The organism is Listeria rocourtiae subsp. hofi (assembly GCF_963575615.1).
Taxonomy (GTDB): Bacteria; Bacillota; Bacilli; order Lactobacillales; family Listeriaceae; genus Listeria_A; species Listeria_A hofi.
This window is the reverse complement of record NZ_CAUYTL010000027.1, coordinates 21,127-47,471: the sequence shown is the minus strand read 5'-3', so window position 1 is coordinate 47,471 and position 26,345 is coordinate 21,127. Positions and strand designations below refer to the sequence as shown.

The window sequence follows — 26,345 nt, the reverse complement described above, 5'->3', positions numbered from 1 at the left end:
CAGATTCCACCTCACGATGGACACCCTTGCCTTGAGCTAACAGTTCCTACTGCCAAGCCTGTAGTGGACTTTCACCATCTAGCATTTGCGCATGCTGGGCGCACAAAAAAGAAATTCGATTCCTAATCAGGTTTCGAATTTCTTTTTTTTGTGGCTATCATTAGAAATAGACTTGCAAAGATGCCGAGTGTGCCGATAATCAATTTCAGTGCAACAATGGTGTTTTCATCTTGGCCAATTTGCGAACCAATTTGTGAACCGATTTTGCGAAGTATTTGGTCTAACCATAGATACTCCGTGAGAAAATTAAAAGATAGGCCTAAAAGTGGTGCGGTGATGAGGGCGTCCGGTTTTCTAAATCCGAATAAGATAGCTAATAGGAAGAAAAAAGCGATTCCTATTCCCAAATAGGCATCAAACGGGGTTGTGAAGAAAAATTTGTCACCTGATAAAACAATAACCGCCAGTACAATAGAAGCTCCCAAGCCTAATATAGCGAAAATGACACCTGTCCAACGCCACTTTTTTTGCCAATCGGTTGTTGTGGTTAAAGTTTTTCCTGGTGTTTTGATGAAGAGATAGGCTATTCCGATGAACGCGATGATAAATGTAAGGAAGCGAGAGTAGTCCAGTAAACCGATTTCGCTATTATCAATCCACGGTTTAAATTGGTTTTGCCATAACATCCAGCCTTGAAAAAATATAAATCCTAATAAAATGACAAAATTGGCAATTAGGATTGTTTTTTCTAGCAATGTTAATATACCAAAAATGATTAATAAAACAGTCAAACTTGCTGTTACCCACAGTATCCAGTTTTGTTCAAAGTCAGTGCCGTTTAACGCCCAGCTATATAGAAAACTACTTAAATTAGGAAGCAATGTTGCCCCCAAAAATAACATGATAAATCCACTTATTTGTTTCTTCATTCTTCAACTCCTCAAAGTAAGTTCATTTTTTTGCCATCCACAATGTATTCAAGTTCCGATAGACGCCAGAATTCCTCTTCTTTATACACATAGCGGTAGGTCGCGTTAAACACATAGTCATCTGTTGTTCCAGTTCGAAAACCAGGATTTTCGAAAGTAAAGCGCTGAATAATACCGATTTCAGGATCAATCATGCCGATGTCATCTTTTCCAGCATCGAAATATGGCGTTCCAATTGTTCTGCCACCTACTGTGATATTGAATGAAAACACCACTTTCTGCACCTGAACATCAAGAAAATTAGCAAGTACAATGTTGAAGTGGATGTGATCCTCTGTGATTTCTAATCCGAATGGGAAAAGCTCCATTTCCCAGCGTACATCACGATTTTCTTTCAATTGTGCTACGATTTGTTCGCTCATCAAAATATCTTTTACTGACGGAAAAGTACTTACCATTTCTCTTTTTTGCAAATCATAAAGTGACCAATTTAGTTCCATAGTAGTTCCCTCCATAAAAAAATACCCTTTTTACTAGTGTACCAGAAAAAACGTTTTTGAACGATTAAAACCTTAGGATTGCTGTGAAAATATCTTTTTGTCAAAGAGTTGCTCCAATGTTTCGGTATGCCAAGTTCTTCCGAAAACACGTTTACTAACAAAATATTGGGCGCGCTCGATTTGACCCTCTTCATTTTCAGCTTCCATAGACAATTTATGTACAAAGCGTTTTTTATCAAGCCTGATAGCTCGGATTTTGTCTTTCGGTAGGAAGAACATCTGTGTTTCGGATTTGCTGACGATGGAGAAGGAGAAGGTGATCAGGCCAACTTCTGTAAACACAAGTACCAGGCTATGCCTTGTTCGCATTGACGGACCAGCATACATGAGCCTTTGGTAGCTTGTCACCATGCCATTATCAGCTAAATATTGATTTACTTCTGTCTCAATTTGATCTTTCATTGTCATCTGTGACTCACCTCGCTTTTATTTTACCACATATTTAAAAAGCTGGGCGCGATGAAATTGCCCAGCTTGGTTGTTATATTAATTTTTCTGCTTGCAAAGCGATATTTTCTGCGGTTAGTCCGTAAAATTCTTGGAGATATGGCATCAAACCAACCTGCCCAAATTGCTCGCGTACACCGACACGATACATCGGAACTGGACAGTTTTCGCCGAGGAATTCTGCTACAGCACTACCGAGCCCACCATTGACATTGTGATTTTCTGCGGTAATGACACGACCTGTTTTTTGAGCAGATTGAAAAAGCGTCGCGCCATCAAGTGGTTTGATAGAAAACATATCAATGACTTCTGCGGAAATTCCCGCTGCTTTTAGAATTTCTGCGGCTTTCAAGCTTTCTGCAACCATAATTCCTGTAGCACAAATCGTTATATCTGTACCTTCTTGCAAAATTTGAGCCTTTTCAAAAGTTATATTTTCATCATAGAGCTGTGTCGCATTTTTGCGGATAGTCCTGATATAATGCAAACCACCCTTTTTGTAAGCATTCTCGAGGAGCCAAGCGAATTGAATCGCATCGCTTGCTTCGTAAACATTGGCGTTCGGTACTTCACGCATTAATCCAATATCTTCAAAAGTCATGTGCGTGCCGCCATTATGTTCCGCAGAAACACCCGCATCCGAACCCACAATTACCGCGGATAGTTGCGCGTAGCCTAAAGATACAAATACTTGATCAAAAGCACGGCGGGTCACGAACTGGCCAAACGAATGAACAAATGGCTTGCGACCAATCACGCTAAGCCCCGCTGCGATGCCCATCATGTTCGCTTCCATAATTCCAACATTGACATATTGTCCTGGTAATTCCACTTTAAGCTTCCCAGTCGACATCGCGCTACTCAAATCAGCTTCCAGTGCAATCACATTCGGATCTGCCGCTGCCAATTTTTGAACCGTATCCGCGTATACTTGACGCATCTCAATTTGGTCTTTTTCAAGTATGAGCGTCATTGTGCCACCCCTTCCAAATCATTTTCTAAAGCTAAAATAGCATCCTGAATTGCTTGCCTATCCGTGTCATTCGGACGCAAATGATGATTATCTTCCTTCTCCTCAATATGCGTCACACCCTGCCCCTTCACCGTATCTAACACAATCGCATACGGCTTTCCAGAACTCCTTTTTGCCATCTGAATCGCCTCATCAATCGCCTGAGTCGAACTACCATCAACCCTCAACGCTTGGAATCCAAACGCAGTCATCTTCGCCTCCAAATCAAGCGGATCAATAATATCCGCCGTCAAGCCATCCAATTGCTTCTTGTTATCATCAATGAACACAATCATCCTGTCTAAGCGATGATGCCCAATAAACTGAAATGCCTCCCAACACTGCCCCTCATTCAGCTCGCCGTCCCCGACAATCGCATACGTATAATTCTCGCGTCCAGCCAACATATTACCAAATGCAATACCAGCAGCCACTGAAATTCCCTGACCAAGAGATCCCGTTGTCATCTCCACGCCCGGCGTTAAGTTTCGGTCAGGATGTGACGGTAAGCGCGTGCCATTTTGATTCAGCGTATACAATTCCTGTTCCGCAAAAAAGCCCTTCAAAAAAAGCGTCGCGTAAAGCGCTGGTCCGCCGTGCCCTTTCGACAAAACAAAATAATCACGATTCAAATCATCCTGTTTCTCCAAGTCAACCGTTAAATGTTTCCCATAAATCACCGCCAACGTCTCTACAATCGATAAACTCCCACCAAAATGTCCAAATCCGAGTGCTTGCAATTCCTTCAACGTATAAAGTCGTATTTGCTTCGCCGCCACATCCAAATTTTCAGACAACATCAAGCTTCCTCCTCTATCGCTTTACTTTTTTTCCTCCTCATACTAAGACCAAACATCACAGCTAAAATCACAATCAAGCTCACGACAATCGCAATCGTCCCACCTTGATTAGCCAGCACGCCGAAGAAAATCCCACTTACGCCAAAATCAGTATCCGAGAAAGTCGAGTTCGCAAAACCAAGATTTCCAAGCACTGGCATCAAGAAAACAGGTAAGAAACTAATCAAAATCCCATTCACAAACGCCCCAAGAACAGCGCCACGAACACCTCCTGTCGCATTTCCAAATACACCAGCCGCTGCTCCCGTGAAGAAATGTGGCACGACACCAGGCAAAATAATCACGCCTCCGGTAAACGTCATAATCACCATACTCACAATCCCCCCGACAAAACTCGAGAAGAACCCAATCAACACAGCATTCGGCGCATACGGATAAATAATCGGCACATCAAGCGCAGGTTTTGCATTCGGCACTAAACGCTCCGAAATCCCTTTAAACGCCGGCACAATCTCCGCCAACACCAAACGCACGCCAGACAAAATAATAAACACACCAGCCGCAAAAGTTCCTGCTTGAATCATCGCAAAAACAAGATAATTTGTGCCATTGCTCAAGTTCGACTCCACATAACTAGGCCCAGCAAACAACGCCACGACTACATAAATCACCATCATCGTCAGCGCAATACTCACCGTGCTGTCTCGCAAAAATCCTAACCCCTTCGGAAAATTAATTTTCTCCGTTGATTTCGGATTTTTACCAGCAACAGCCTTACCAACGAGCCCACTCACCGCGTAACCGACCGCACTAAAATGGCCCAGCGCCACGTTGTCATTTCCCGTCAAAATACGCATGAATGGCTGCACAATAGCCGGAGATAGCGACATGATAATACCAAGCGCCACAGCTCCTGCGATGATTAGCGGAACAGACGTAAAGCCTGCTACTGTCATAATAACCGCCAACATACACGCCATATAAAGCGTATGATGCCCCGTCAAAAAGATATATTTAAACTTTGTAAACCGAGCAATCAAAATATTGACCATCATCCCAAAAAACATGATAAGTGCTGTGTTTGTCCCATAATCCGTCAAGGCAATCGCCACAATCGCCTCATTATTCGGCACAACTCCCGTCACATGAAAAGCCGCCTTAAACATCTCACCAAACGGCGCAAGTGCTGCCGATAAAATCCCAGCCCCTGCTGAGATCACGAGGAAGCCAACAAATGTCTTCGTCGTCCCTTTTAACGTATCCGATAATTTTTTTCGTTGCGCAATCAAGCCAATTAATGCAATTAACGCCACCAAAATCGCCGGTTGACTCAAAATATCCACTAATACTTTTAGAAAGTCATTCATATCTCTTACCCCTCCCAGTTTTTAAATCAAGCCTTTGTCCCGAACGACTGTTGTTACCTTCTCACGTAGCTCATCCATATCGATAATGCTCTCCAATATAATTACTTCACCAAGCGATTCGCCGCCTTCTGCAATATCCTTTGCCAAGAAAAACACATCCGCGCTATCCGAAGTTGCCGAACTCAAATCCGAATGTGCCACCTCAACGCCCGTCACCCCTAGCTCCGTCAACACCTGATTAATATTCATCTCCACCATAAAACTTGTACCAAGACCTGATCCACAAACCGCTAAAATTCTCATCCTTGTTCCTCCCCTTCTACTAATAAGTTCGTTATATCATCCACTGATTCCGCCTGTTTTAATTTCTCCAAAGCCTCATCATTCGTCAAAAATTTCATCAATTGCGACAAAGCCTTCAAATGCGCCTCATTATCCACAGCCGCGAGACAAATAAAAATATCAATTGCAGGCCCTGATGCATCCATTAAATGCACGGGTGTTCGCGTCCGCAAGAAAGACATACCAATCTGATTCACACCTTTTTCAGGTCGCGCATGAGGAATCGCAATCCCTTTTCCGATATGAATGTAAGTCCCCAGCTCCTCAACCGTTTCAATCATTGCATCTACATAACTCGTTTTTACACGATTCGCCGTCACAAGTGGTGTTGCCGCAAGTCGAATCGCTTCTTTCCAATCCAGTTCCTCATCCGTAAACTGAATCATATTCTTCGTTAATAATTCAGATAGCATTGGCGCGTATCCCCTCTCTATCGACACTTTTCCATAAATTTTATTAAAAATGGCATCATATAATTTCTGTTCATCCTCAATCACCGCGTGCCGTTCGATGATTTCCAGTAACGCATCTACAGAAATATGGCGGTGGTCAATCGTTGGGAAATCCGCCGCAACCGCTTGAATTAAGTAGTTCTTCTCCAATGACGTAAGTAACGGTTGCACTAAGTACACCGGTTTGCGCGTCGGCACATACACCGTTGAAAAAATCATATCGTATCCCGAATCCGGAATATTCCCACCGTCTGCCATTTGAAAGCGCAACTCCGGAAACAACTGGCGTAACTGTGATTTCAGCATCAGAGACGTACTAATTCCATTCGGACAAACCAATAACGCCTTGAACTCCCGCGGTGCCTCCACTTTCCTTTCAAAATACCCACCAAAATGAATTGTAAAATAACCAACCTCTGCCTCATTCACCGTTTTTCCAGTCAGTTTTGCGAGTGGTGACAACGCCTGCTTCACAAACGCGAACAATTCAGGATGTGCTGATTTAATTTGTTTCGTCATTGGCGCAACTAGTGGCAGTGAAAACACGATTCGAAAATACGCCGGAACAAGATGGTTATAAAGACTCTGTCGCAACTCGCGCTTATTATCAAGCGTCAGCAATGTCAACTTCTCAAAAGCTGCAATAATTCGGTCTGCTAAATCAAGCAGTACCGCATGCTCACCAATCTCCGCCGTACGTTGCGCCCCAATCAATTGCACCGTCACATAAAACCGCTCCATCCGATTTGCCATCCCGAATAACTGCACCACAAGCGATTCCGTCATCTGATAGACTACCTGTTGCTCAACCAACTCCCGCTCCACCTCTTGAAAAGCAAGACCCTCATGTTTCCCGCGACACCTCAGAAATGTCGCCAAGTAAATCCATTCCCGTTGCCGATCCTGCACCAGCTCCACTTGATTTACCTTTTGCCAATCAAGCAGAATCCGTTCTGTGTCATCCAGTCGCGTCCGCAACCCCCAGCTCTCCAGCACAAATTTAAGCGCCACCTCACCGAGTGGCAAAACGAGTAGCGCATTCACACAACGTCCAGCCAGCACTCGCTTATCCCGCTCCGTCCCCACTAAATGGTAGCCAGAAATCCGCGAATAAATGAGTCGAACATCCGCCTCCGCACAGAATCCACGCACCTTTTTAACATCACTCAGCGCCGTATTCCGACTCACATGCAACACCCGCTGATAATGAAAATTCGAAATTTCCTCCTGACGAATAAACGTATACAAATAAAGTAAATACACCCGATCCTGCTCCCTGAGAAAAAGCTCCTCCTGGCGTATAAATAACTCCGATCCTTGCAAATAAGCCTTTTTCAGCCTCGGATCAATAATAAAAACTTGATTTCGCACCTCAATTTCCGATTTTCCAACATGCCGCAAAGCCTGATTCATCTTTTCAAAATCATATTGAAACTGCCGCTCCGACAGCCCCATTTTCCGAACAAGCGCCCCGCTCGTCATTTTCTCATACCGAATAATCTGCTCAAAAAGCCGAAATGCACGTTGATCAAACATGGTTGCCTCCTCCTTACTTTTATTTTAAAGCGGTTACATAAAGATAGCTAGGTGATTTGAGTACAAAGTGTGTGTTACGTTTGGTGATTGGATTGGGTTTTTGGTGGGGTATTGTGATTATAGCAGAGGTTTTGGCGAATAGGAAAAAGCCGAGTTCGCGGATTTTATGGTCCGGGAACTCGGCTCTGATTTGTGTGCTATTTTTACGAAATACAACCTAATAGTTCAAATATTGCCTATTAATACTTATAGCTTCATCCGGCAATACTGATAAAATTCATCAATATCGCTCTCCAACACTGGTTTCATAGCAATTTTATTTAGCCAATCTTCCGGTATATCTCCCATCCCATAGCACATTCCAGCCAGAGCACCAGTGATTGCAGCAACAGTGTCTGTATCGGCCCCCAGATTCACCGCTAGAATAACTGCATCCCTAAACGACTCCGAATTACCAAGGCACCATATCGCTGCTTCAAGTGTATGAACCAAATAGCCACCAGAAGAAATTTCAGACCTTTTTGTAGCAAAAAAATCAGCGTTAAAAATTCGCTCAAAATGCTTGAGTTCCAAGATGTACCGGTGATCTTCACTATAATTTTCTTGAAAAAGCGCATAGATATCTTGCAAGGACTTTTGCAAAGAGCTATCATGACCAAGCCTCAGTAACAGTTCTATATAAATAATGGAACCTACAATAGCACGTGGATGGGCGTGCGTAATTTCTGTATACTCTTTAATAATATCTGTCTTTTTCAAAAAATCAGATTCGTCGTACATTAGGAAAGCTAGCGGTGCTATTCTCATAAGAGCTCCATTGCCATTATCCAATTCAGAACGCCCACCACAACAATTTAGTAAGCCCTTTTGTTTATACCTGACAATTGCATCCACGGTTGTTCTCCCAATATCAAACATCTCCCCAAATGGAGTACAGTAACCCGTTTTATAGTATGCATAAAATTTATTCATTAGATCCTTTGTTGTGCCGTTTTCCAAAATATTATAGATTAAGCAAAGTGTCAATGAGGTATCATCTGACCAAGTACCAGGAGGCTGATTGTACGTTCCGTAACCAACCATATCATCAATAAAAAAAGTATCCCTCGCTTTGAATTCCACTGGCACTCCCATTGCGTCTCCGATAATTCCTCCGAATAGAGTTGGGATTAGTTTGTTTTTCATGTGTTCGCTGCTCATTTTCGCCCTCCTAATTTTGAAATAATATTATAAATTAGAGTAATATATCCTGAAAACCAACTTCAACAACTTCTCCATTTTCAAATTTAATTCCTAAACCATGCTCGATTTCCCAAGAACATTCACATAGAAAGCCCGCTATTTATTTAGATTTGTCAAAAGATGTAGGAAAAATAATCTGTTCCGGTGACACTAACTTATAAAGCTCTTCTTTTCTCTCAATGTAAGGTACATATTTATTAATATCCGAATCGTTGCCATACTGGGCTCTGATATCTGGACTTTCTCTTTGATAAAAGTCAAAAACCGCAATTTCAGCACATCTAACAGTTTTTTCGAATTTATCAAATAATTCTTCATATGCTTGTACTTGAGCTTCTTCAAAATCAGCATTCTGATCTGCATCAATAATTATCTGTATTGTTTTTCTAACACCAAATAACTCTAGCTCAACATCTTTTATCCAACATAATTATACATTAAATCACCAAATATTTCATGTTTTATTTTTAATGACATTATTGGCACTCCTTATACTAATCTATTCATTATATTAATATATAACCGTTCGCAAAATTCGATGGACCTTAGCTTAAGAAAGCTTTGATAAGGAACTGTGAACCATAGTTAGTCCACAGCCCTAATGCCCCACCTATCTCCATCATGTATCCTGTATAAAAATTTCTTGCCAAACCTGAAATGTTATCTGGCTAACTTCTCAACTTGCAGGATTATTAAGCCTCCTTCGTTTATCCATATATCTTTACTCCCAATAAAACACAGTCATAATGAATACCAAGGTTCTTGATTATTTTCTTTAAAAACATTCCGAATTTCTTCTGACACAGGGAATAAACTTCTTTTAGCTCTTTAAATTTTTTCTCATCTAATTTGTATAGTTTTGGTATGTCTAGAATATACAGGTATTCATTGTAATCAATTGAGTTATAATAAAAATATGCGCCTCCACCAGTATCCGAAACCTGTGCATAGAAATGGAAATCCTCCCAGTCCTCGGGTATCATTTGATTAACTGTTTCAGCTATTTGTTAATACAATGCATTTAATTTTTTTTATAACTTCCTTTTTAAATCTATTCAAATCCTATAACAATCCATTCATCTACAATATCCCAAAAATTAGCATTGTACTGGGGTTGATCATCTACAAACCATATTGTTGCGTTATCATTGCTACAATTATTATAATCTAGAGCCACATATCCACCCATTCCTGTACTAAAGAAACCAAATGTGGAATCAAGGTTAATATCTAATGGCAAATCCAATTCTTCTATAATTCCCCATTCATCGTTCCCAAAAAACGTTATGTTTTCAATTGGGATGAGTCCCATAGCTCTACTTGGAAAATAATAGAATCCATTGTGCAATTTTTCATAGAAATTCTTTATAGATATAGGTGTATTCATCCAAAATTTATTTAACTCAGTATTATTTACGCTTCGAATAGGCATTTTACCTTCGAAATAATCAATCTCACCATCGCCAACTGTGACAGTATACAGTATAGAGTATGTGTCATCGTAATTTATTAACTCCACATCTACTAAATTCTGAGTTAAGTAAGATATTGTATTTCTTAGTTCCTTGGAGCTAATGCTATTCCAATGCTCAATTGTATTCTTTATTCTTAAGCTTCTATCACTTTCCTTTAAAATATCATACCATTCATTACTTATTGCATCTTCATGCATATTTGCAATATTCACTATAGACATATTTTTTCTATACTTCGATAAAAATTGTATTTTATTTTCCATCTTAGAAGCCACCGCCTTTGTTTAATTCATCAATTAAGCCTTGTAATTTTTTCTCAAGTTCGCTTTCTTTAAGCATCATTTCATTTCTAAACTCTGGACTTACCTCTATTCCTTCTTTCTTGTAAACAGTCCAATCAGAATACGATTTTGGTCCTTTAGATTTATTAGCAGTTTCGCTTAAACCTATGAAATTTTCTTCATAGTTTAACACTGATATTTGCTGTTCTTTAGTAAGTTTGTCAAAACCTTCCATCTTCGTAATGCTATCCATTGATACTATATGATCTGCATGTAATGTTCCATCGATGGTTTTCCCTGGTAAGGCAGGATCAGCGGCTCCAAGAAGATCATCGATATTTTCATTGACTTGCTTTTGAATTTTTCTAGATGGCGTTTTAGATCTTAGTTTGTTATATTCTTGATCTGAAATTCGACGATCACCATACCTTGGACCAGCCTTTACATCATCTAGCTTTCCGCTTACGTCATCCAAGCCTTTGCCTACAATTTTATTCACTCCTGTTGAGCCCTCATCTGCATTCCTTACAAAGCCAACACCAATATCTCCAAACCCATCCGCAACCAAACGCTCTCCGCCAAAGTTCAAACTCCGCATATTATCCCCGAAATTCGCCGTCATTTTCTTAGCGGTTGTCAACCCTTCCTGCATCGTATTCTTCGCCGAACTCGCCACATCACTTATAACCCGCGGCACATTCCGAATCCGCTCTGCACTCTCACGCAACGCTTGTCTTCCCATCGCGTCCACATGAGACAATCCTTGTCTGGCCGTTTGGCGCAGTGTCAACTTACTACCAACTTGTGTGGCATCCAGCGCTAGTCCACCAGCTTTCGTTGCCGTGCTAAACGCGCGGATTCCTTTTACGCCCGGTATAATATCTAGCAACGCAAACGCTCCTCGTGTCGCGCGCTCCGTTCCGTCCATTTCGCGTCCAGTCATCCAGTCTTTTCCGGTCGCGGCGCTGCTCAACTCTAGTGTACCATATGCTATGCCAAGTGCCAATCCTGCGGGTGGACACACAATGCTCACGCCGATAATCACAATCGCGGCTCCAATATCACGCCATAATTCGAGATTCTGCTGGCCATCCCGAATCGAATCATACTCAAACGCGCGCGAACTAGACACTGCCGACTGATATTGCTCGTATGTAAACTCCTGGTCCGGATTCTGTTTACTATACTCCGCAAATTGGGCTTTTAGATTGTCTGCAAAAAAATTATCGCCTGCCATGATGTCGCTCAGCTTAATCTTGTCTTTTGGCACGGTAGTCGTCGTTGCACCGTATCCGCCGTAATCGTATCCACCTGTTGTTATAATCGTCGTCGCACCAATCGTATTTTTCGTCTCATAATCGTCAATCGACAAATTTTCCATCTTCTCGACAAACTTATCAATGTCTTTATAAAACGGCTCGTCAATCACGCGTTCGACCATATTTCCCGCATCACCGGCATAATCATGAAGTACTTCTATTTTCTCGAATAAGGTTTGATATTTACTCTCCATATCCGTGAAAGAAAACGAAATCACGCCGTCGCGATCGTCTTTTCGAATATCATTTTGTGCATCCTCAAAATTTGCATTGACTTTCTTCAATTGATCGATGACACCTTTTCCCCAAACACCCAGACCGACGAGTGTTCCCAAGGCATTTTTGGACTTGTTCCATTCACTTTCTTTATATTTCACATCCATCTTCCGCGCCTCCTCCCTACTCTGGCAAGTCTAGTTTCGTATAGAATTCTTGACCGAGCGATTCGTCTTGCTCCACCATAGCATTGATGGTATACGCGACTAAACCCGCAATTTGTGCATAGTTATCATACAAATCCATCGCTTTTTTATTCGCTTTATCGTAAACTTCCAGCGCTTTCTTAGCCTTGCCCTCTTCATAAAACTTGATGGAAGCAATGGACTTTGTTGATTCTCCCAATTTCTCAAGCTCAACACTAATTTTTTGAATCTTGTTATGAATCGCTGAAATCTCATCCACACTAATCGATATATCCGCCGCACCGCCACCAGCACCTGCTCCTTCTGTTGCTACGTTAGCCATGTTGCGCCACCTCCTTGTAAGGGAATTCCATTTCGTCAAACACGAGCTTCATTAACCAATATTGGCTCGCTTGTTGGTATTGCTGACGTGCGACATCCAGTGATATAAGTTTGTCGCCATATAGGAAGAATAACCAGTTTTGATAAAATTTAGGTTCGGTTATTTCAGCTGGGTATTTATCCAAATGGAATACTTCAAAATTAAAAACTGGTTCGCTTAGTTCCATCGCCTTGATTTCATTTTTTTCTTGATTGGTGAGTTCAGCGGTTAGGAAGGTTTTCTCATCAGCGCCTGGTTCGCGTGCGATTAATGGGAAACCGTCGTATAGCACTTTTAGAGCGTGTGCTTTAGATAAGACGAGTAAGCGGTAATACTTGTTTTTCTCAGCTTCGATGATGAGGACGACTTCTTCGGTGTTGTCTTCTTGGAATGAGAACATGATATTGTTACAGCGTACGTATTTCTTGCTTCGGTGGTACGCGGATAGTTTGTTGATAACGAAGGCGCCACTTTTGGTGACAGCGCCTTCTGGAGTTAGGATTTCTTTTGCGATAAGTTGTTGTTGGGCGTATGCCATTGGATCGTCATCGCGTAAGATGAATACTTCTTTGCCAGGGAAGCCGAATAAAACTTGGCCGTCCGTTGCGGCAAGAAGGAGATACATTTCTTCAAGGCTAAAATAGTCATTGGGATTCATCATAAATTCTTGACCTCCCGTACTTTGGACTCGCTGTCGTAGGCTTCGATGTATTTTTCTAGGTTTTCTAAAGCTTTTGTTTGTTCTTTCATGGCGGATTTTACGTCTTTATGGTATTGAACGATGATGTCCAAGTAGGCGACAAATGCTTTCTTGGATTTGCCTTTCCACGTGACATCATTGACATAGTCTTTTAAATTCTTAGCCTCCTCATAACTAGTTTCTAAGGCTTTATCGATATCATTTGCTATCTTTTTAGCTTCTCCAACATTATCGCCTTGTATCGTCACTTTATCAGCCATTGCTCATCCCTCCTTTGCCGCAGCATCTCTGTAATGCACATATCGCTCATAAGCCTTATCTCGTGCTGCTGTTAAACTGGAACGCTTGTCGCTAGCATCGTTAATGTAACCGTCTAGCATTGTTGTCAGCTCTTCTCGCTTGGTATCAAAATGCTTAGACGGAATGGTGGTACCATCAAAACCTGGATGCGCGCTTTTGTAGGAGGAGAGCGAACTTCTCGCTTCTCCTATCAATTTGTCATGTTCGCTAATCGCATCTTTTAGCCTGTCGTGAAGGCGATCGTAATCATCGCGTTTCTTCTCAAGTTCTGATGAGCCAATGTCTACTGTTAAATCTCCAAATCCAAATCTAGCCAATCAAATCCCTCCTTATTTCGCTGCTTTCACAACTTTGATTTTCTCTGCTATGCCGTTTTGGATATAATATGCTTCGAATGGTAGTAAGTTCGGTTCTTTATAGTTTTTGTTGCTGACGTCGATAACATTTTGGTCACCGATTTTACATAGCGCAATTCCGTTTTTCTGTTTCTTAATCGCGCCACTAACTTTGTCGTAGCCTCGTCCCATCGTGCTTGTATTACCTGCGATGATGAAGTAAATACCGAATCTTGGCCCGTTTTCAAGCAGATTGGTAAAATCGGTTTCGAGATCGCTGCTGATGCCGTTCACAATAAGGTCGAGATCAGCAATCGCAACAAGAACTGGACGAGCATCTTTCAGGAACTCTGCAGTCGTTGTTAGCCCGCCACTTTCTTTTTGAACTGCTGCAAAACCGTCTTGACGACTTTCTAGTAAACCGTGTAGCTCTTTGAATATCATCGTGATTGTTTCGGTGTCATTGCCGTATGCATTAACGTTTGGCTTGTATGCCGCGAAACGAAGCATCGGGTTGTCGGTTAGAATGATGTCGATTTGTGGATTAACCACCATAACATCGAGTAACGCCACCATTGTGGATTCAATCAATTCAACGCGATCGCTCATCACGAGTGTATTTTGATTTTCTTTGTAGTGTAGCGGGATTGGCTCGACATTTTCAAAATCAACGGCAAACGGCAATTGGCCGGCTGCAAGCATGTTTTGCGTCGATTTCCATGATACGAAATCTTGGAACGGTAACACTTCTGGAACCATTGGAATCGGAAGTGGGCGTTCGCCTGTCCATGCATCAGACATTTCTTTGGCTTCTTGTTGCATCGCACTGATGATTTGTAGTGTATCCTCGCCTTTCGTTGGTAACGCTGTTTGGAACACGGCGATATCATCATGTTTCACCAAGCCACGACCTGGTAATTCTTCGCTCGTTAAATCGGTGCGCCCAATAATGCTTCGCGCGTCGGATGCCTCAATTAAATAAAGCGGAATTTGTGTTTTAATATTAGAAAGTAGTGGCGTACGCATCGCATTTTGTTGACCAGCACTGATGACAAGGTTTATGCCAACGCCAGCCCCTTCACGCGCAATCTGCGTCATAATCTTCTCGAATCCTTCTTGGAACGGTGATTCTTTAACTGGATCGAAATTATCAATAATAATCACGACATTCGGCAAAATTTCTCCGCTCGCTTTTTCGTACATTTCGAGATTCGCGACACCGAACTGACTTAGTTTACGTTTACGCAGTTTTAATTCACGGTCAAAACGACGAACAAACTTGCTTACTTTTTCTTCCTCATCAAGCATAATCGTATCAGCTACGTGCGGTAATTCGCGCAACGGCAAGAGACCATTTGTCCCGAAATCAAGCAGATAAATGTGTAAGTGTTCTGGATTATGCGCACGCGCCAAGTCCATCACGACTGTTTGTAAGAAAGTTGATTTCCCATAACCTGGACTCGAATAAACCGCGATATGACCATCTTTAGACAGGTTGACTTCGACTGGACGTTGATCTTGCATTTCAGGAATATCCATGAAACCAATAATCGGTGCGAGTTCTGATTTCTCTTTTTGCCACGCTTCTTTATAATCCACTGGATTCAGTTCCGGCAAGAAAATCATATCCTCAAGCGGCGGCAACCATGGGCGCGGAAGCATTGCAATATTCGCTTCCTCTGTATATGCGTGAATATAATCAATCACCGCATCAAGCTCTGATGGCACTTTTGAAATATCTTCTTTATCGCCTAAGCCACTCAAATCTTCCGTCAAAATTTCATACTGACCGAGATCGTTAATCGCATAAATCGTCGTGTCCACTTGCTCCTGATCGTCTTTATCCGGCACGTAATCCGCACCACTCCATGCGCTTTGAAACAATTCGTAAATTTCGTTATTCCCGACTTGCAAATACGAACGACCTGGCAGGGTGATTTCTGCTGCGTCTGGCGTTTTCAAAATTTCATTGGAATCTGACGCGTTTTGTACTTTCAGCGCTAGTTTGAATTTCGAGTTGGACCAGATTTGATCATCTACAACGCCGCTCGGTTTTTGTGTCGCCAAAATTAAATGGATGCCGAGTGAACGCCCGATACGCGCTGTTGAAACAAGTTCTTTCATGAATTCCGGTTGTTCACTCTTTAGTTCGGCAAACTCATCGGAAATCAGGAATAAATGTGGCATCGCCTCTGATGCTTCACCTAGTTTATATAATTTTTGATATTGATTAATATGGTTGACATCATGCTCGCCAAATAAACGTTGACGCTTTTGTAACTCGGCTTTAATCGAGGCTAGCGCACGCATACTTTGCGCTCCGTCCAAGTTCGTAATCGTACCGAGCAAATGTGGCAAATTTTTAAATAGATTCGCCATTCCGCCACCCTTGTAATCGATTAGCAAGAAGGCGACTTCATACGGATGGAAATTCACGGCAAGCGAGATAATGTACGATTGGATGATTTCCGATTTACCAGAACCTGTCGTACCCGCGACCAAACCGTGTGGCCCGTGCGCTTTTTCATGTAAGTTCAAGTTGACAATATCATCTTTCCCACGTAAACCAAGCGGAACCGCCAAACTCTTATACGTCTCGTTTTTCTCCCAACGTGCGCTAATTCCAAGCTCTTCTACGCGATCTACACCGTACATCTCTAAAAATGTCACCGATTCCGGAATCGAATTTTTCAGGTTCTGCAAATGATTAAGTGGCGCCAATGCACGGCTAACACTCTCTTTATCAAAGTCAGCTGGGAAATGATCCAACGTAAAGCTACGATTCACAAGCTCGCCCTGCTCCAAAATCACATTCCCGTTCTTCGCATCCCGAATGTCGATAACCGTCTTCACATGCTCTGGCAAGCTTTGCATCACGTCCTGTACGAACACAAGCGAAACGCCATATTCACTAGGATCCTCATTGAAAAATTCCATGACTGTGTGATCCATCATCAGTTTTTCATCCGTTACAAGAACCACATAGTGTGGCGAAAAGTACATCTGTTCCGATTTATTGCCCTTTTCCTCCAAAGCCATCTTGCGCTCCTTCAAAATTTGGTACAATGAGTTCAAAACTTGGTCCCGCGAACGTTCATGGTATACAAAACCACGTACATTAATATCGCGCAAACTCGCATGTGGCAACCAGCGCATCCAATCCCACTGCTCTTTTTCCTCTTCCGGAAAAATAGTAATAAACTGTAAGTCATAATAACTATGGAAAAGCGATGTTTGCATCACCATTAATTGTAACTGCTCAATCACAAGCGCGCGATGCCCAATGTAACCAACAGGGCCGTTCATTAAATCCGTTCCCATCGGCACATCTTTTACCGAATAATACTGCGACTTCAAATCCTTCGCACTTTCAATCAATTCATCTTTATCTTGCGTGAATTCCTCTTCTTGGAACTCTATGTTGAACGATGTATTCTCCTCGCCAGTACCAACCCGATACTGCAAAAAGTCATGATGAAACATCGTCTTCTCGTAAATTCGTGAATCCACCGACAGCGCCATGTCACGAATTTCCGTCACTGTTGGAAAATGATAATGTAGCGAATGCGCCTGTTCCTCCGCTGCTGCGTGAAGTTCCGATGTCTTATCCTTCAAATAACGACGATAACTCGCGTCACGTTCTTTCATATCCGCCTTATATTTTTTGCGATTTTTAAAGTACGTTGTAATCGAGAAAATAAGTGTTGCACCAGTCATTCCCAATGTCATCAAGACAAAGATCGGATTTGGTCGCACAATCATCATCACAATTGACATCGCAATCATAATTAGTGGCGGAACAAGAATCTTCATTATTTCCTCACTCGGTTTTGATGGCTTAGCAGACGGTTTCGCAATCGTCAAATTATTCTCTGGCGCACGATAAATAATCCGCGGTGACCGGTGATAATCCGGATAATCTGCACTAAAAGCATTGTCAGGCGCAACAAGCTGTGCAAGCATTGCATGAACCCGACCATCTCCAGCGATAATCTCTATATCCTCCTTACCAATCCGCATCGTCACCCCATCAAAATAAAGCTGATCTCCAGCCGTTAACATGCATTCCGACTCCACACGATAATAGTTATGGTAAACAATCCCGCCATATACATTCAATTTAAAGGGTGCACCAAGCTCCTCACGAATAAACAGCAAATCCGTCGTCGTACCATTGATAATCACATCATTGAAATCTTTCTCACCAAATGTAATCGAGTATTTCGTTGTCGTATCAAAAACCTGTGAGGCCACATCCTCCGTCAAATAAAACTGGATTTTCTCCCCATTAGACGTCTCCAAATTCAGGCGCTCATTCAGCGCAAGCGGTAAATCTCCTAAAAACCATTGCTCCGCAGCCTCATCCCAAACGACCTGCAACGAATCCGCCAAATTCTCATACGTCACAGTGTGGTCCAAATCTCCACCAATCGTCACTTCTTTTTTTCGATCTAGCTGGCATTTATGTAACTGATCACCATAACTAATCGTCAGCAGTTGTTTCTCCATCTTATTCTACCTCCGATGTTGCTTTTGCCTTGTCTTGCTCTTTTTGATTCGCTTCTTGTTTCACCATGTCCTCTTTCGTCTTTGCTTCATCCTCTTTTATCTTCTTAATTTTTTCGTTGAGCGCTTCTTGTTTATCATTTCTAGTAGATGCCGCCATATCTGTATCTAAATCCAATTGCTCAATCTGTCTCGCTAAATTATATATCTGCAAATCATTATCTTTCATTGTAAGTGCAATGTCATTGGCCTTAGTCAGCTCAGCTTGACCATCATAAATCCAGTACAACAAATATTCCTCCGGTGATTTCAATGTTACGTTTTTCACCACCGTCTTCTTCTGCACCTCACTCAATTTAGCGCTCTGAACGTAAGATTTCGCCAGTTCATACTTGCTCGCTTGCGGTAACTTCTCTGGATCCACATCGCGCAACGTCTCCGTCACTTTCCCATAATCATCTGCAAGAAACGCCTCATTCGCACTTAGCAAAGTTTCCTGAAACGGTACTTTCACAAAAGCAAAATAAGCCACCGGAACCGCTAAAACGAGCGTCGCGATAATGAATCCAATCGTCAGCCCTTTAAACAACCGATAGTTCTTCCGCTGCACCATCGTCATTTTCCGATTCACCGCTGCCGTTTCCTTTGTATAGCTCTCCGCTAGAATAGCCTCAATCGCCGCTAAATCCTTTGCCTCAATAATGCTCCGATCAAAATTCGTCCCCTTCGCATTATCCAACGACCCTGAAATTAGCTCATCAAACGAATACTTTTTCGAAAATAGCGCTACAATCAAGCACTTATACTGCTTCAAAAACTTCTCTTCTGTCATCGTATACGGTGGCAACACATCGCGAATCCCGCGATACACCAAATACGGCATCTGATTCACATCAAAAACCATGTTCTCTGGATGCAAGAAAAACGTGAATCGTGTCTTCAATAACTCTGAAAAGCGCGCCACATTACCGATCGCTCGTAATTTCTCATTCCGCTCCAATTGAAATAATTCATCCCAAGTCGTTTTCCCAGCTGTATCGAATTGGAAAGCTAACGCATCCCCTTTATCCTCAACCGTTGCAGGTACAAAAAATGTCGAATTTTCCTTCAACAAAGCCAGTTGCCGCATGTCCTTCACTTTCGTTTGCGACTTCGAAAATTCAACTTGCCAAGCCGTCCCATCTATCTGAAAATTATATTCCATCGCATCTACCATTATCTTTTTCGTTATCATTTCTCTCAAAACTCCCTTTTATAAAATTTCAATGATGTCCCCGTCCGTTATCTGAAAATCCGTCAACTTATCATCGTCCGTCAATAATAATTCCTTATTCGCCACTTTAATCGCGCAATGCGACATATTTGGTTGCGACAGCTTCAGCGTCTCCACCAAATTCAGCAGCAATGCTTTGACCGGCTGGTGTTTCGGGATGCGCAAATCATGCACCCGTCCGCCCCATTTTGTAAAATTTATTGTCACATTAATATGCGTATCTTGTGCCATCTCTATCTTCCTCTCTTTACTCCCAAACTTTGCGAACAATCATATAAAGCATCGCGCCAACAGCCAAAACAATTCCTGACAAAACCCACCAGATCGTTTTACTTGATTTTTCCGTTTCCTCTAGTCCAAGTGCATGCGCATCTTTGGATTTTGCTGCCGCATCTTGCTCCGTAAACAAAGCTGATTTCATCAACTGCACCGAATTATCTTTCTGCGATTCACCGGTAAACAGCGCGGCCTTCATATCGTCCATTTCTTTCTTTTCTTGTGCTTTTATTTCCGCAGCATTTTTCTCAGCTTCCGGTGTGAACAAGGTGATTCCCAGTTTTTCAAGCTCGGTTTGTTCCGTATCCATTTCTGCACCCTTCTCTTCATCCGTTTTCGTCGCTCGGTCAAGCTGCATTTCCATTTTCCCATTATTCCCAAGATAGGAATCTTCATCATCCGTTGCCAGAGCACTGACTGGCATCAATAATATCGTTCCCACCAAAACAGTGACAAGCACAGAAATCATTCTTTTTTTACACATCATCATCATTTCCTCCTGCTTGTTTACTTCGATGCCAAACGAACAAATTCACAACTATGCCAAGAACTGCAACACCAATTAAACTATACATAATCACAAGCCAATCATCCGTCCTGCTCACAAATCCATTTAATAAGTTCTCAATATATTGCAATGGGGAGAACGAACGAATCGTTGCTAATATAGAATCTTGGTCAATTTTAAGGCCAACTGCTTCTGTTAAGAACAAGTATGCAGCTAAAATAACGAGTAACAAGAACATTCCAATCATGCGTAATTGGCGTAACAAGTACGTTGCAACTAACACGAAAACCAACACAATCAAAATAATAATCCCCATCCAAGATACGAAAATAACGCCTTTCATTTCTAGGAAGTAAGCCGAGATTGCACCGATAATTGCACCCTCAATCAGCCCAATTCCAACAGTCATTAACGTTATCGGGGTGTTCTGATACGCAAGCGCCATCTCCTCCTCAAAATCATCTTCTTGCTTCCGTTTTCGCTCCTGCGCCGCAATCACGTATCCTGTAAATAACGCCACAATAAAGCAAACTAAAACAATCAAATAGGGCGTAAACGTATCGCCAGCTGCAATCGTTTCTCCTTTTACTTTTTCTACCGGGCTACTTAAAAAACTATATAATTTCTCATTTGGTCGGTCACCAACGCGGCTATTCTCCATCATCGACGCAAAATTGGTAGCAAAATCCTGGTCCGTTACTAATTTATTCGCCATATTAGCCGACAATTGCTGTGCTTGTGTTACAATTCCTAAACCGCTATTCTGAATATTTTTAGCTTGCTGATCAATCGCATCAAATGTTTTGTATACATTATCAGCTGAATTCAAGTTTGTCTTAGAAGAATCTGCTAGCGATTTACTTTGCGAAAGCAATCCACTAAATTCGCTCCCTAAGGATAGCGTTGCGGACTTCTCATCACCGCTATTCGTGATAACAATGCCACCTTTATCCAGCAGTTCCAGACTCGCTTTGCGCCACGCCTCGACATTTTTGAGTGTTTCTACGACGCTTGTATTCATTGTCGCTGCCTGTGTTGTCGTCTCATTCAAACGCTCCGTTAATATATTCGCATTTTCTTTCGTAATCCCTGTACGCGTCTGAGATTCAGCTACTTGTTGTTGAAATGTTTCTAAATCTCGATGAATAAAACTTGTGACATTATCTGTAATAAGAGTCACCATCATCGCAATTCTATCTTCAATATTGAACTGATAATAATAAGAATTCTTCTTTCCAGCAGCATATTCGGTCAATGACTTCCCATCTAAATCGAGAGGCGTAACCTTAGCATCGATACCATAATAAGCCTTGAAAAGTGCTGATAATTTGTAATACGGTTTAACATATGCTGCCACATCATCTGCTAGAATCGTTGTGTTCTTCTCAATTGCAGCAATAGTGTCATGCACAGACTTAATCGCTTCATCTCGTTCTTCCGCTGTAATAATGAACTCAGGCCCAAGCTCGATTTTTCTTTCACTAATGACACCTGGTTCAATTGTAGGTGGGATAGGTGGCTCGGATTCTGGATCACCTGGATCTGTCTCTATATCCCCTTCCTCAATATTTCTCATTTCAAGACTAATTGGGGCAAACAAATCAAAAGAAGGATCTTCCATGTTTGTAAGAGCGTCTGCCTTGATGTAAAGTTTGACAGACAACTTCAAATCAAGCGATGTAACACTTGGGCTTGATGAATCTGGATTTGTTTCACTTGGATCGATTGCAATCGACCATTCTTGAGTGTCCTCATCGTAAGTAATCTTCTTATCTATATAGCTACCATCAGCTTTAGTAAGCCATACTGCACTGTCAGCTTGACCATCAGGCATTGTAAATCCTGCTGGCAACTTAAAAACTAATTTTTGCGTATTTCCTTCTGTTTGTGACTTTTCAATCTGAAAATCTTGATTAAAATCATAGATGTAGTATTCATTGTTTGGTCCCCATGTAGCAAGTGCATCAATCTTCTCTTGCTTTAATTGTTCCAGCGCATTTTCGACAGCCTCATACTTTGGAAATGCCTTTGATTTACTTAACAAACCCTCGGACCAGTCGCCGGAATTAGAGCTAATATATCTTCTTGCTATTTCAATGACATTACGCAACTCTTTATAAACCGCTCTTTCTTCTGCCGTCGCATCATCCTTCAACAGGTAAGCATCGAAATTAGGCACCTCCTCTTTTAGCAACGCCTGTATCTCATTATTAAATCGATTATTTAACGTTTCGTCTGTAAGTTCGTCTAATGTAATCGTTCGGTTCCCCTCATTTGAGATATATTGCTGTAAATCACTTTCCACACTGCCACGTAAGCTTTCTCCCATCTTTGTTGTGACTTCCGTGTTTATCATGGTAACTTGCTCATTTACTGCATCCAAATATCGCTGTACACTGTCCACCTGTACCGATAATGTCCGCTCTTCTTCCATCTTCTGAAACTGTTTAAAAATCGCATCATTAGAATTTTTTAGATTAGAAAGTTGCTCTGATACATCCGCCGCTGACATTGCCGTATCATTATTTGACATTTGTTCAGCAAACGATTTCGAAACAAGCGCATTCGCCTCTTGATTCTTCGCAAGTTTCTCCAAAGATTGGAAATACGTCTCATTCACCTTTGTACCTTCCGCAAGACCTGTTCCAAAACCTTTTAAAATATCCTGTAACCCTTTAAAGCTATCTTTAGACATGCCAGTATAATCCTGCACTGTTTTAAATTGTTGCGTATAATTAGACAGCGGGGAATTAACATTCGTATTGTATACAGAACCGTACGTCTCTTCTTTATCGACCAACTTCTTAATACTATCTTGCGCACCGTGAAGATTTGTCAGAATGCTAGCAAAATAAACATCAATAATTTCTTTATTAAAATCTTCTAACACTTTTGCAGCGGCGCGTTCAGCCTCAGCCGTCACATCTTTATTACCAGTCTCACTAATACGATATGTAATCTTCACTTTCTCTGGATTCTCTGACGTCATCGACATAGCCGCTTCCGAAAAATTGGTCGGAATAAATATAATCATATCGTACACCCGATTTTTTAAACCATTTTCCGCAAAACCACTAGAAGTCGTTGCCCATTTGTGATCTGTTTGTTTCAAAACTTTAGCCGTAAATTTATCACCAAAATCAATTTTTTCACCATCAGCAGTCCTATATCCTACATCATCATTGACTAGTGCAATCGACATTTTTTTCGTCTCTGCACTATCTTCTTTTTTGACAGCACTCTGCTCAAGCGCCAAATAGGACGTTCCAGCAGAAAGAAGCAAAGCCAATACTAAGAAGGCTAGTACACTCCATTTTATTTTTTTCACACGTATCCACTCCCGTTGCTTTTTATATGTAAGAAGTCTCCTAACTTCGGATTTCCAAATGAAGCGTTTAATAAATACTGGAGCTATTGAAAAGCCCCAGTATCTGATTTTTTAGTTTAAGCCGAAATTGCGCGATAGATTCGCGTCGTTTTCTTCCACTGCGTTTGCTGTTTTTGCTAATTGTTGTTCGATTTGGTGCATCAAGTTTGAGAAGTCTGTTACTTTCGGTTTCAATTGCGAGAATTGATCATCAAACTTACGGAATGCTTCCCCTTCCCATTCACTGCGCAATTGTTCTTGTAACTGCTCTAACTCTCTTAAAATTTGTTCGATATCTTGTCCTTTGCGGCCGTATGTTTTTGAACGATCGCGTAGCTCCGCGGGACTCATTCTAATTTGTCCTGACATTGTTCCATCTCCTTTTCAAATAAAATGAAAAGGACCGTACATCGTGCTGCACGGTCCAAATTAGCAACTGCACAAAGATGTGATATGTATACTTCATGCAATCCCAAATGATAACGCTTTAGTTTAAGCCAAAATTGCGCGATAGGTTCGCATCGTTTTCTTCCACTGCGTTTGCTGTTTTTGCTAATTGTTGTTCGATTTGGTGCATCAAGTTTGAGAAATCCGTTACTTTCGGTTTCAATTGTGAGAATTGATCATCAAACTTACGGAATGCTTCCCCTTCCCATTCACTGCGTAATTGTTCTTGCAGCTGTTCTAACTCTCTTAAAATTTGTTCGATGTCTTGTCCCTTGCGGCCGTATGTTTTTGAACGATCGCGTAGCTCCGCGGGGCTCATTCTAATTTGTCCTGACATGCTATTCAGCTCCTTTTTATTTTTTTAGGTCTTGAGATACATAATAGCCTACTGGGCTATATTGTCATTATAGCAAAAAAGAACCAACGATTGTTGTTCCCAAATGTGAAATTTTTGTGAACAAATTCATGTATTTAACTATAAAAGTTATATACAGTTGTATTTCATGCTAAATTTCAAGTAAATAAGCATGAAATAAGATTAATAACTATTATTCCCTTAACCATCCTATATCATCCAAGACAATATAAGTAAGTTTGAATTAGTATTAACCCAAACCTTTTATACTATACAATTTCCATATTAATTGTATTTACTTGTTATCACTGCTACTATTAAGCTTGGAGGTGCTTTGATGGAGATTAGAAAATGGAATAAATCTGATACGATACCTTATGAGCTCTTACTTTTAGCAGATCCAGATAGGTCTGCAATAGATGGCTATTTCCTACAATCAGATACATTCTTACTTTTAGAAGGTGAAGGTGAATGCGTATGTGGTGTTGTTTGTATACAAAATGGAGAAGATTCCTCAGAGATTGTAAATATCGCAGTTTCACCGTCTTATCAAGGACAAGACTATGGAAAGAAACTGATACAACGAGCAATTAGACATGCTTTGGGGCTACATAAATCTACTTTAATTGTTAAAACTGCTAATTCAAGTATCCAAGCGCTAGCATTTTATCAAAAAACTGGTTTTCGGATGGTTGCAATCATTCCAGACTATTTTACGCAAAACTATGTAAATCCTATTTTTGAGAATGGGATTCGAGCTCAAGATCAAATTGTACTTGTATATTTTTTACAGAACTAGTTAATTGGAATTATTTTCTTCATATTTCCTTTATAATCTGTTTTTTTTTAACAAATTCATTAAACTGTAACATATCGTACTATATTTTATATGTGAAAGTATAATTTATGACTTTTTTTATTTTGAAAAATCTTTATAATAAGAAGTAAGACCAATCGTTACAGAGAAGGGGAATTTAAATTATGTATGTTGCTGACTTAGTAAAGAACTTTAATGGAGAAAAATTAATTGAAAAAATTACAGAGATGAATATTCCACACAAAACGGCAAGTTTCAAAAAGAATGAGCTCATTGTGGAAGAAGGCAAAATAGATTCCCATTTCTACATAGTAGATTCTGGACTTATTTCTTTTAGCATGACAAACTCGGATAAGTTGCAAGTAATCACTCGTTTTCTAAATAGTAATACTTGGTTTGGGAGCGCAAATTTCTTATTGGACTCTCCTTTTCAATTTAATGTTACTGCCTTGAGAGACACAAAGATTCGTATTTATAACCGCAATGATATTCTTCGCCTTTTTCAAACGGACTCTGATGGGTTCTGGTTTTTGTATTTTGATGGTTATAATCAAGTTCATGAACGTAATGCCTTAATTGAAATCGCCCACCATGACCCACGTCGTCGCCTTATCTCTGCCTTACTTTATATTGCTAATACGGTGGGAATTAAGACAGATGACGGCATTAGTTTTCCACGTGGAATTACGCAAAACCATCTAGCGCTTGTTTCTCAAGTACCTAGAACTCGCGCTAACGTAGAACTTCAAAAACTAAGAGAGCAAGGAATTATTCGATTGAAGCCAAAGCCAACCGTCATTTTAGACATATTGAAGCTTCGCGAACAACTAGAAATACATCGCACGCCTCGTACAAATGACTAAATAGCCATAAAAATAGAGTGCAAAGCTAAAACTGAACGCTTCAGTCATAGCTT

At 41.1% G+C, this 26,345-nt stretch carries 24 protein-coding genes and 3 pseudogenes; 2 read left to right on the top strand and 25 right to left on the bottom strand.

Annotated elements, in window-relative coordinates:
- Positions 1 to 122: 122 nt before the first annotated feature.
- The 25 genes and pseudogenes from R8925_RS11675 to R8925_RS11560 all read right to left on the bottom strand — a co-directional run bounded on the left by R8925_RS11675 (position 123) and on the right by R8925_RS11560 (position 24,594).
- Positions 123 to 929 carry a hypothetical protein gene (locus R8925_RS11675; RefSeq protein WP_430536020.1) on the bottom strand — a complete coding sequence of 269 codons (807 nt, stop codon included), beginning with the start codon at positions 927 to 929 and terminating at the stop codon, positions 123 to 125.
- Between the two features lie 11 nt (positions 930 to 940).
- A complete protein-coding gene (locus R8925_RS11670) occupies positions 941 to 1,429 on the bottom strand; it encodes a hypothetical protein (protein ID WP_430536019.1) in 489 nt (162 codons plus the stop codon).
- A 72-nt stretch (positions 1,430 to 1,501) separates the two neighbouring features.
- Positions 1,502 to 1,897, bottom strand: coding sequence for a hypothetical protein (locus R8925_RS11665; RefSeq protein WP_430536018.1), 396 nt, complete (start codon positions 1,895 to 1,897; stop codon positions 1,502 to 1,504).
- Between the two features lie 73 nt (positions 1,898 to 1,970).
- Positions 1,971 to 2,909 carry a transketolase family protein gene (locus R8925_RS11660; RefSeq protein WP_430536017.1) on the bottom strand — a complete coding sequence of 313 codons (939 nt, stop codon included), beginning with the start codon at positions 2,907 to 2,909 and terminating at the stop codon, positions 1,971 to 1,973.
- Positions 2,906 to 3,748 (bottom strand): transketolase, encoded by an 843-nt coding sequence (locus tag R8925_RS11655; RefSeq protein WP_430536016.1) that lies wholly within the window; start codon positions 3,746 to 3,748, stop codon positions 2,906 to 2,908. Before R8925_RS11655 ends, R8925_RS11660 begins: the two co-directional genes overlap by 4 nt.
- Complete coding sequence (ulaA, locus tag R8925_RS11650; protein WP_430536015.1) at positions 3,748 to 5,115, bottom strand: PTS ascorbate transporter subunit IIC; 1,368 nt, start codon at positions 5,113 to 5,115, stop codon at positions 3,748 to 3,750. The genes R8925_RS11655 and ulaA overlap by 1 nt, the downstream gene beginning before the upstream one ends.
- Positions 5,116 to 5,136: 21 nt before the next feature.
- Positions 5,137 to 5,418 carry a PTS sugar transporter subunit IIB gene (locus tag R8925_RS11645; protein WP_430536014.1) on the bottom strand — a complete coding sequence of 94 codons (282 nt, stop codon included), beginning with the start codon at positions 5,416 to 5,418 and terminating at the stop codon, positions 5,137 to 5,139.
- Positions 5,415 to 7,445 carry a BglG family transcription antiterminator gene (locus R8925_RS11640; protein WP_430536013.1) on the bottom strand — a complete coding sequence of 677 codons (2,031 nt, stop codon included), beginning with the start codon at positions 7,443 to 7,445 and terminating at the stop codon, positions 5,415 to 5,417. Before R8925_RS11640 ends, R8925_RS11645 begins: the two co-directional genes overlap by 4 nt.
- Before the next feature lie 246 nt (positions 7,446 to 7,691).
- On the bottom strand, positions 7,692 to 8,645 hold the full coding sequence (locus R8925_RS11635) for an ADP-ribosylglycohydrolase family protein (RefSeq protein WP_430536012.1): 954 nt from the start codon (positions 8,643 to 8,645) through the stop codon (positions 7,692 to 7,694).
- 34 nt (positions 8,646 to 8,679) lie between these two features.
- A pseudogene (locus tag R8925_RS11630) lies at positions 8,680 to 9,108 on the bottom strand (DUF6985 domain-containing protein).
- Between the two features lie 320 nt (positions 9,109 to 9,428).
- Positions 9,429 to 9,497 (bottom strand): annotated as a pseudogene (locus R8925_RS16045) (TIGR01741 family protein); the annotation flags it as partial.
- 74 nt (positions 9,498 to 9,571) lie between these two features.
- A pseudogene (locus R8925_RS16040) lies at positions 9,572 to 9,670 on the bottom strand (immunity protein YezG family protein); the annotation flags it as partial.
- 68 nt (positions 9,671 to 9,738) lie between these two features.
- Positions 9,739 to 10,425 carry an SMI1/KNR4 family protein gene (locus R8925_RS11620; protein WP_430536011.1) on the bottom strand — a complete coding sequence of 229 codons (687 nt, stop codon included), beginning with the start codon at positions 10,423 to 10,425 and terminating at the stop codon, positions 9,739 to 9,741.
- A 1-nt stretch (position 10,426) separates the two neighbouring features.
- On the bottom strand, positions 10,427 to 12,145 hold the full coding sequence (locus R8925_RS11615) for a hypothetical protein (RefSeq protein ID WP_430536010.1): 1,719 nt from the start codon (positions 12,143 to 12,145) through the stop codon (positions 10,427 to 10,429).
- A gap of 16 nt (positions 12,146 to 12,161) precedes the next feature.
- A complete protein-coding gene (locus tag R8925_RS11610) occupies positions 12,162 to 12,506 on the bottom strand; it encodes a hypothetical protein (RefSeq protein WP_430536009.1) in 345 nt (114 codons plus the stop codon).
- Positions 12,499 to 13,206: a DUF5081 family protein gene (locus R8925_RS11605; RefSeq protein ID WP_430536008.1), complete on the bottom strand. Its 708-nt coding sequence runs from the start codon at positions 13,204 to 13,206 to the stop codon at positions 12,499 to 12,501. Before R8925_RS11605 ends, R8925_RS11610 begins: the two co-directional genes overlap by 8 nt.
- A complete protein-coding gene (locus R8925_RS11600) occupies positions 13,203 to 13,505 on the bottom strand; it encodes a WXG100 family type VII secretion target (protein ID WP_430536007.1) in 303 nt (100 codons plus the stop codon). The genes R8925_RS11605 and R8925_RS11600 overlap by 4 nt, the downstream gene beginning before the upstream one ends.
- A gap of 3 nt (positions 13,506 to 13,508) precedes the next feature.
- Positions 13,509 to 13,862: a chorismate synthase gene (locus R8925_RS11595; protein ID WP_430536006.1), complete on the bottom strand. Its 354-nt coding sequence runs from the start codon at positions 13,860 to 13,862 to the stop codon at positions 13,509 to 13,511.
- A 12-nt stretch (positions 13,863 to 13,874) separates the two neighbouring features.
- Positions 13,875 to 18,389: a type VII secretion protein EssC gene (gene essC / locus R8925_RS11590; protein WP_430536005.1), complete on the bottom strand. Its 4,515-nt coding sequence runs from the start codon at positions 18,387 to 18,389 to the stop codon at positions 13,875 to 13,877.
- Between the two features lies 1 nt (position 18,390).
- On the bottom strand, positions 18,391 to 19,620 hold the full coding sequence (essB, locus tag R8925_RS11585; protein ID WP_430536004.1) for a type VII secretion protein EssB: 1,230 nt from the start codon (positions 19,618 to 19,620) through the stop codon (positions 18,391 to 18,393).
- Between the two features lie 18 nt (positions 19,621 to 19,638).
- Positions 19,639 to 19,890, bottom strand: a complete 252-nt coding sequence (locus R8925_RS11580) for an EsaB/YukD family protein (protein WP_036073323.1) — start codon at positions 19,888 to 19,890, stop codon at positions 19,639 to 19,641.
- 16 nt (positions 19,891 to 19,906) lie between these two features.
- Positions 19,907 to 20,422: a type VII secretion protein EssA gene (gene essA, locus R8925_RS11575; protein WP_430536003.1), complete on the bottom strand. Its 516-nt coding sequence runs from the start codon at positions 20,420 to 20,422 to the stop codon at positions 19,907 to 19,909.
- A complete protein-coding gene (gene esaA, locus R8925_RS11570) occupies positions 20,412 to 23,771 on the bottom strand; it encodes a type VII secretion protein EsaA (RefSeq protein WP_430536002.1) in 3,360 nt (1,119 codons plus the stop codon). Before esaA ends, essA begins: the two co-directional genes overlap by 11 nt.
- Positions 23,772 to 23,882: 111 nt before the next feature.
- On the bottom strand, positions 23,883 to 24,179 hold the full coding sequence (locus R8925_RS11565) for a WXG100 family type VII secretion target (protein WP_036073328.1): 297 nt from the start codon (positions 24,177 to 24,179) through the stop codon (positions 23,883 to 23,885).
- A 118-nt stretch (positions 24,180 to 24,297) separates the two neighbouring features.
- Positions 24,298 to 24,594 (bottom strand): WXG100 family type VII secretion target, encoded by a 297-nt coding sequence (locus tag R8925_RS11560; RefSeq protein ID WP_036073328.1) that lies wholly within the window; start codon positions 24,592 to 24,594, stop codon positions 24,298 to 24,300.
- Between the two features lie 355 nt (positions 24,595 to 24,949).
- On the opposite strand from R8925_RS11560, the gene R8925_RS11555 reads away from it, so the two are divergent.
- The gene (locus R8925_RS11555; protein ID WP_430536001.1) at positions 24,950 to 25,411 is read left to right on the top strand and encodes a GNAT family N-acetyltransferase; all 462 of its coding nucleotides are present in this window, start codon (positions 24,950 to 24,952) and stop codon (positions 25,409 to 25,411) included.
- A gap of 182 nt (positions 25,412 to 25,593) precedes the next feature.
- The gene (locus R8925_RS11550) at positions 25,594 to 26,292 is read left to right on the top strand and encodes a Crp/Fnr family transcriptional regulator (RefSeq protein WP_430536000.1); all 699 of its coding nucleotides are present in this window, start codon (positions 25,594 to 25,596) and stop codon (positions 26,290 to 26,292) included.
- The last annotated feature ends 53 nt before the right edge of the window (positions 26,293 to 26,345 follow it).

Bases quoted from the DNA above. Each gene is read 5' to 3' on its own strand.
- ulaA (WP_430536015.1), bottom strand. From the start codon at position 5,115: ATGAATGACTTTCTAAAAGTATTAGTGGATATTTTGAGTCAACCGGCG.
- R8925_RS11615 (WP_430536010.1), bottom strand. From the start codon at position 12,145: ATGGATGTGAAATATAAAGAAAGTGAATGGAACAAGTCCAAAAATGCC.
- R8925_RS11665 (WP_430536018.1), bottom strand. From the start codon at position 1,897: ATGACAATGAAAGATCAAATTGAGACAGAAGTAAATCAATATTTAGCT.
- R8925_RS11555 (WP_430536001.1), top strand. From the start codon at position 24,950: ATGGAGATTAGAAAATGGAATAAATCTGATACGATACCTTATGAGCTC.
- R8925_RS11600 (WP_430536007.1), bottom strand. From the start codon at position 13,505: ATGGCTGATAAAGTGACGATACAAGGCGATAATGTTGGAGAAGCTAAA.
- R8925_RS11635 (WP_430536012.1), bottom strand. From the start codon at position 8,645: ATGAGCAGCGAACACATGAAAAACAAACTAATCCCAACTCTATTCGGA.
- R8925_RS11580 (WP_036073323.1), bottom strand. From the start codon at position 19,890: ATGGCACAAGATACGCATATTAATGTGACAATAAATTTTACAAAATGG.
- essC (WP_430536005.1), bottom strand. From the start codon at position 18,389: ATGGAGAAACAACTGCTGACGATTAGTTATGGTGATCAGTTACATAAA.
- essA (WP_430536003.1), bottom strand. From the start codon at position 20,422: ATGATGTGTAAAAAAAGAATGATTTCTGTGCTTGTCACTGTTTTGGTG.
- R8925_RS11660 (WP_430536017.1), bottom strand. From the start codon at position 2,909: ATGACGCTCATACTTGAAAAAGACCAAATTGAGATGCGTCAAGTATAC.
- R8925_RS11645 (WP_430536014.1), bottom strand. From the start codon at position 5,418: ATGAGAATTTTAGCGGTTTGTGGATCAGGTCTTGGTACAAGTTTTATG.
- R8925_RS11560 (WP_036073328.1), bottom strand. From the start codon at position 24,594: ATGTCAGGACAAATTAGAATGAGCCCCGCGGAGCTACGCGATCGTTCA.
- R8925_RS11670 (WP_430536019.1), bottom strand. From the start codon at position 1,429: ATGGAACTAAATTGGTCACTTTATGATTTGCAAAAAAGAGAAATGGTA.
- R8925_RS11605 (WP_430536008.1), bottom strand. From the start codon at position 13,206: ATGATGAATCCCAATGACTATTTTAGCCTTGAAGAAATGTATCTCCTT.
- R8925_RS11655 (WP_430536016.1), bottom strand. From the start codon at position 3,748: ATGTTGTCTGAAAATTTGGATGTGGCGGCGAAGCAAATACGACTTTAT.
- R8925_RS11610 (WP_430536009.1), bottom strand. From the start codon at position 12,506: ATGGCTAACGTAGCAACAGAAGGAGCAGGTGCTGGTGGCGGTGCGGCG.
- R8925_RS11675 (WP_430536020.1), bottom strand. From the start codon at position 929: ATGAAGAAACAAATAAGTGGATTTATCATGTTATTTTTGGGGGCAACA.
- R8925_RS11550 (WP_430536000.1), top strand. From the start codon at position 25,594: ATGTATGTTGCTGACTTAGTAAAGAACTTTAATGGAGAAAAATTAATT.
- R8925_RS11640 (WP_430536013.1), bottom strand. From the start codon at position 7,445: ATGTTTGATCAACGTGCATTTCGGCTTTTTGAGCAGATTATTCGGTAT.
- R8925_RS11565 (WP_036073328.1), bottom strand. From the start codon at position 24,179: ATGTCAGGACAAATTAGAATGAGTCCCGCGGAGCTACGCGATCGTTCA.
- R8925_RS11620 (WP_430536011.1), bottom strand. From the start codon at position 10,425: ATGGAAAATAAAATACAATTTTTATCGAAGTATAGAAAAAATATGTCT.
- essB (WP_430536004.1), bottom strand. From the start codon at position 19,620: ATGATAACGAAAAAGATAATGGTAGATGCGATGGAATATAATTTTCAG.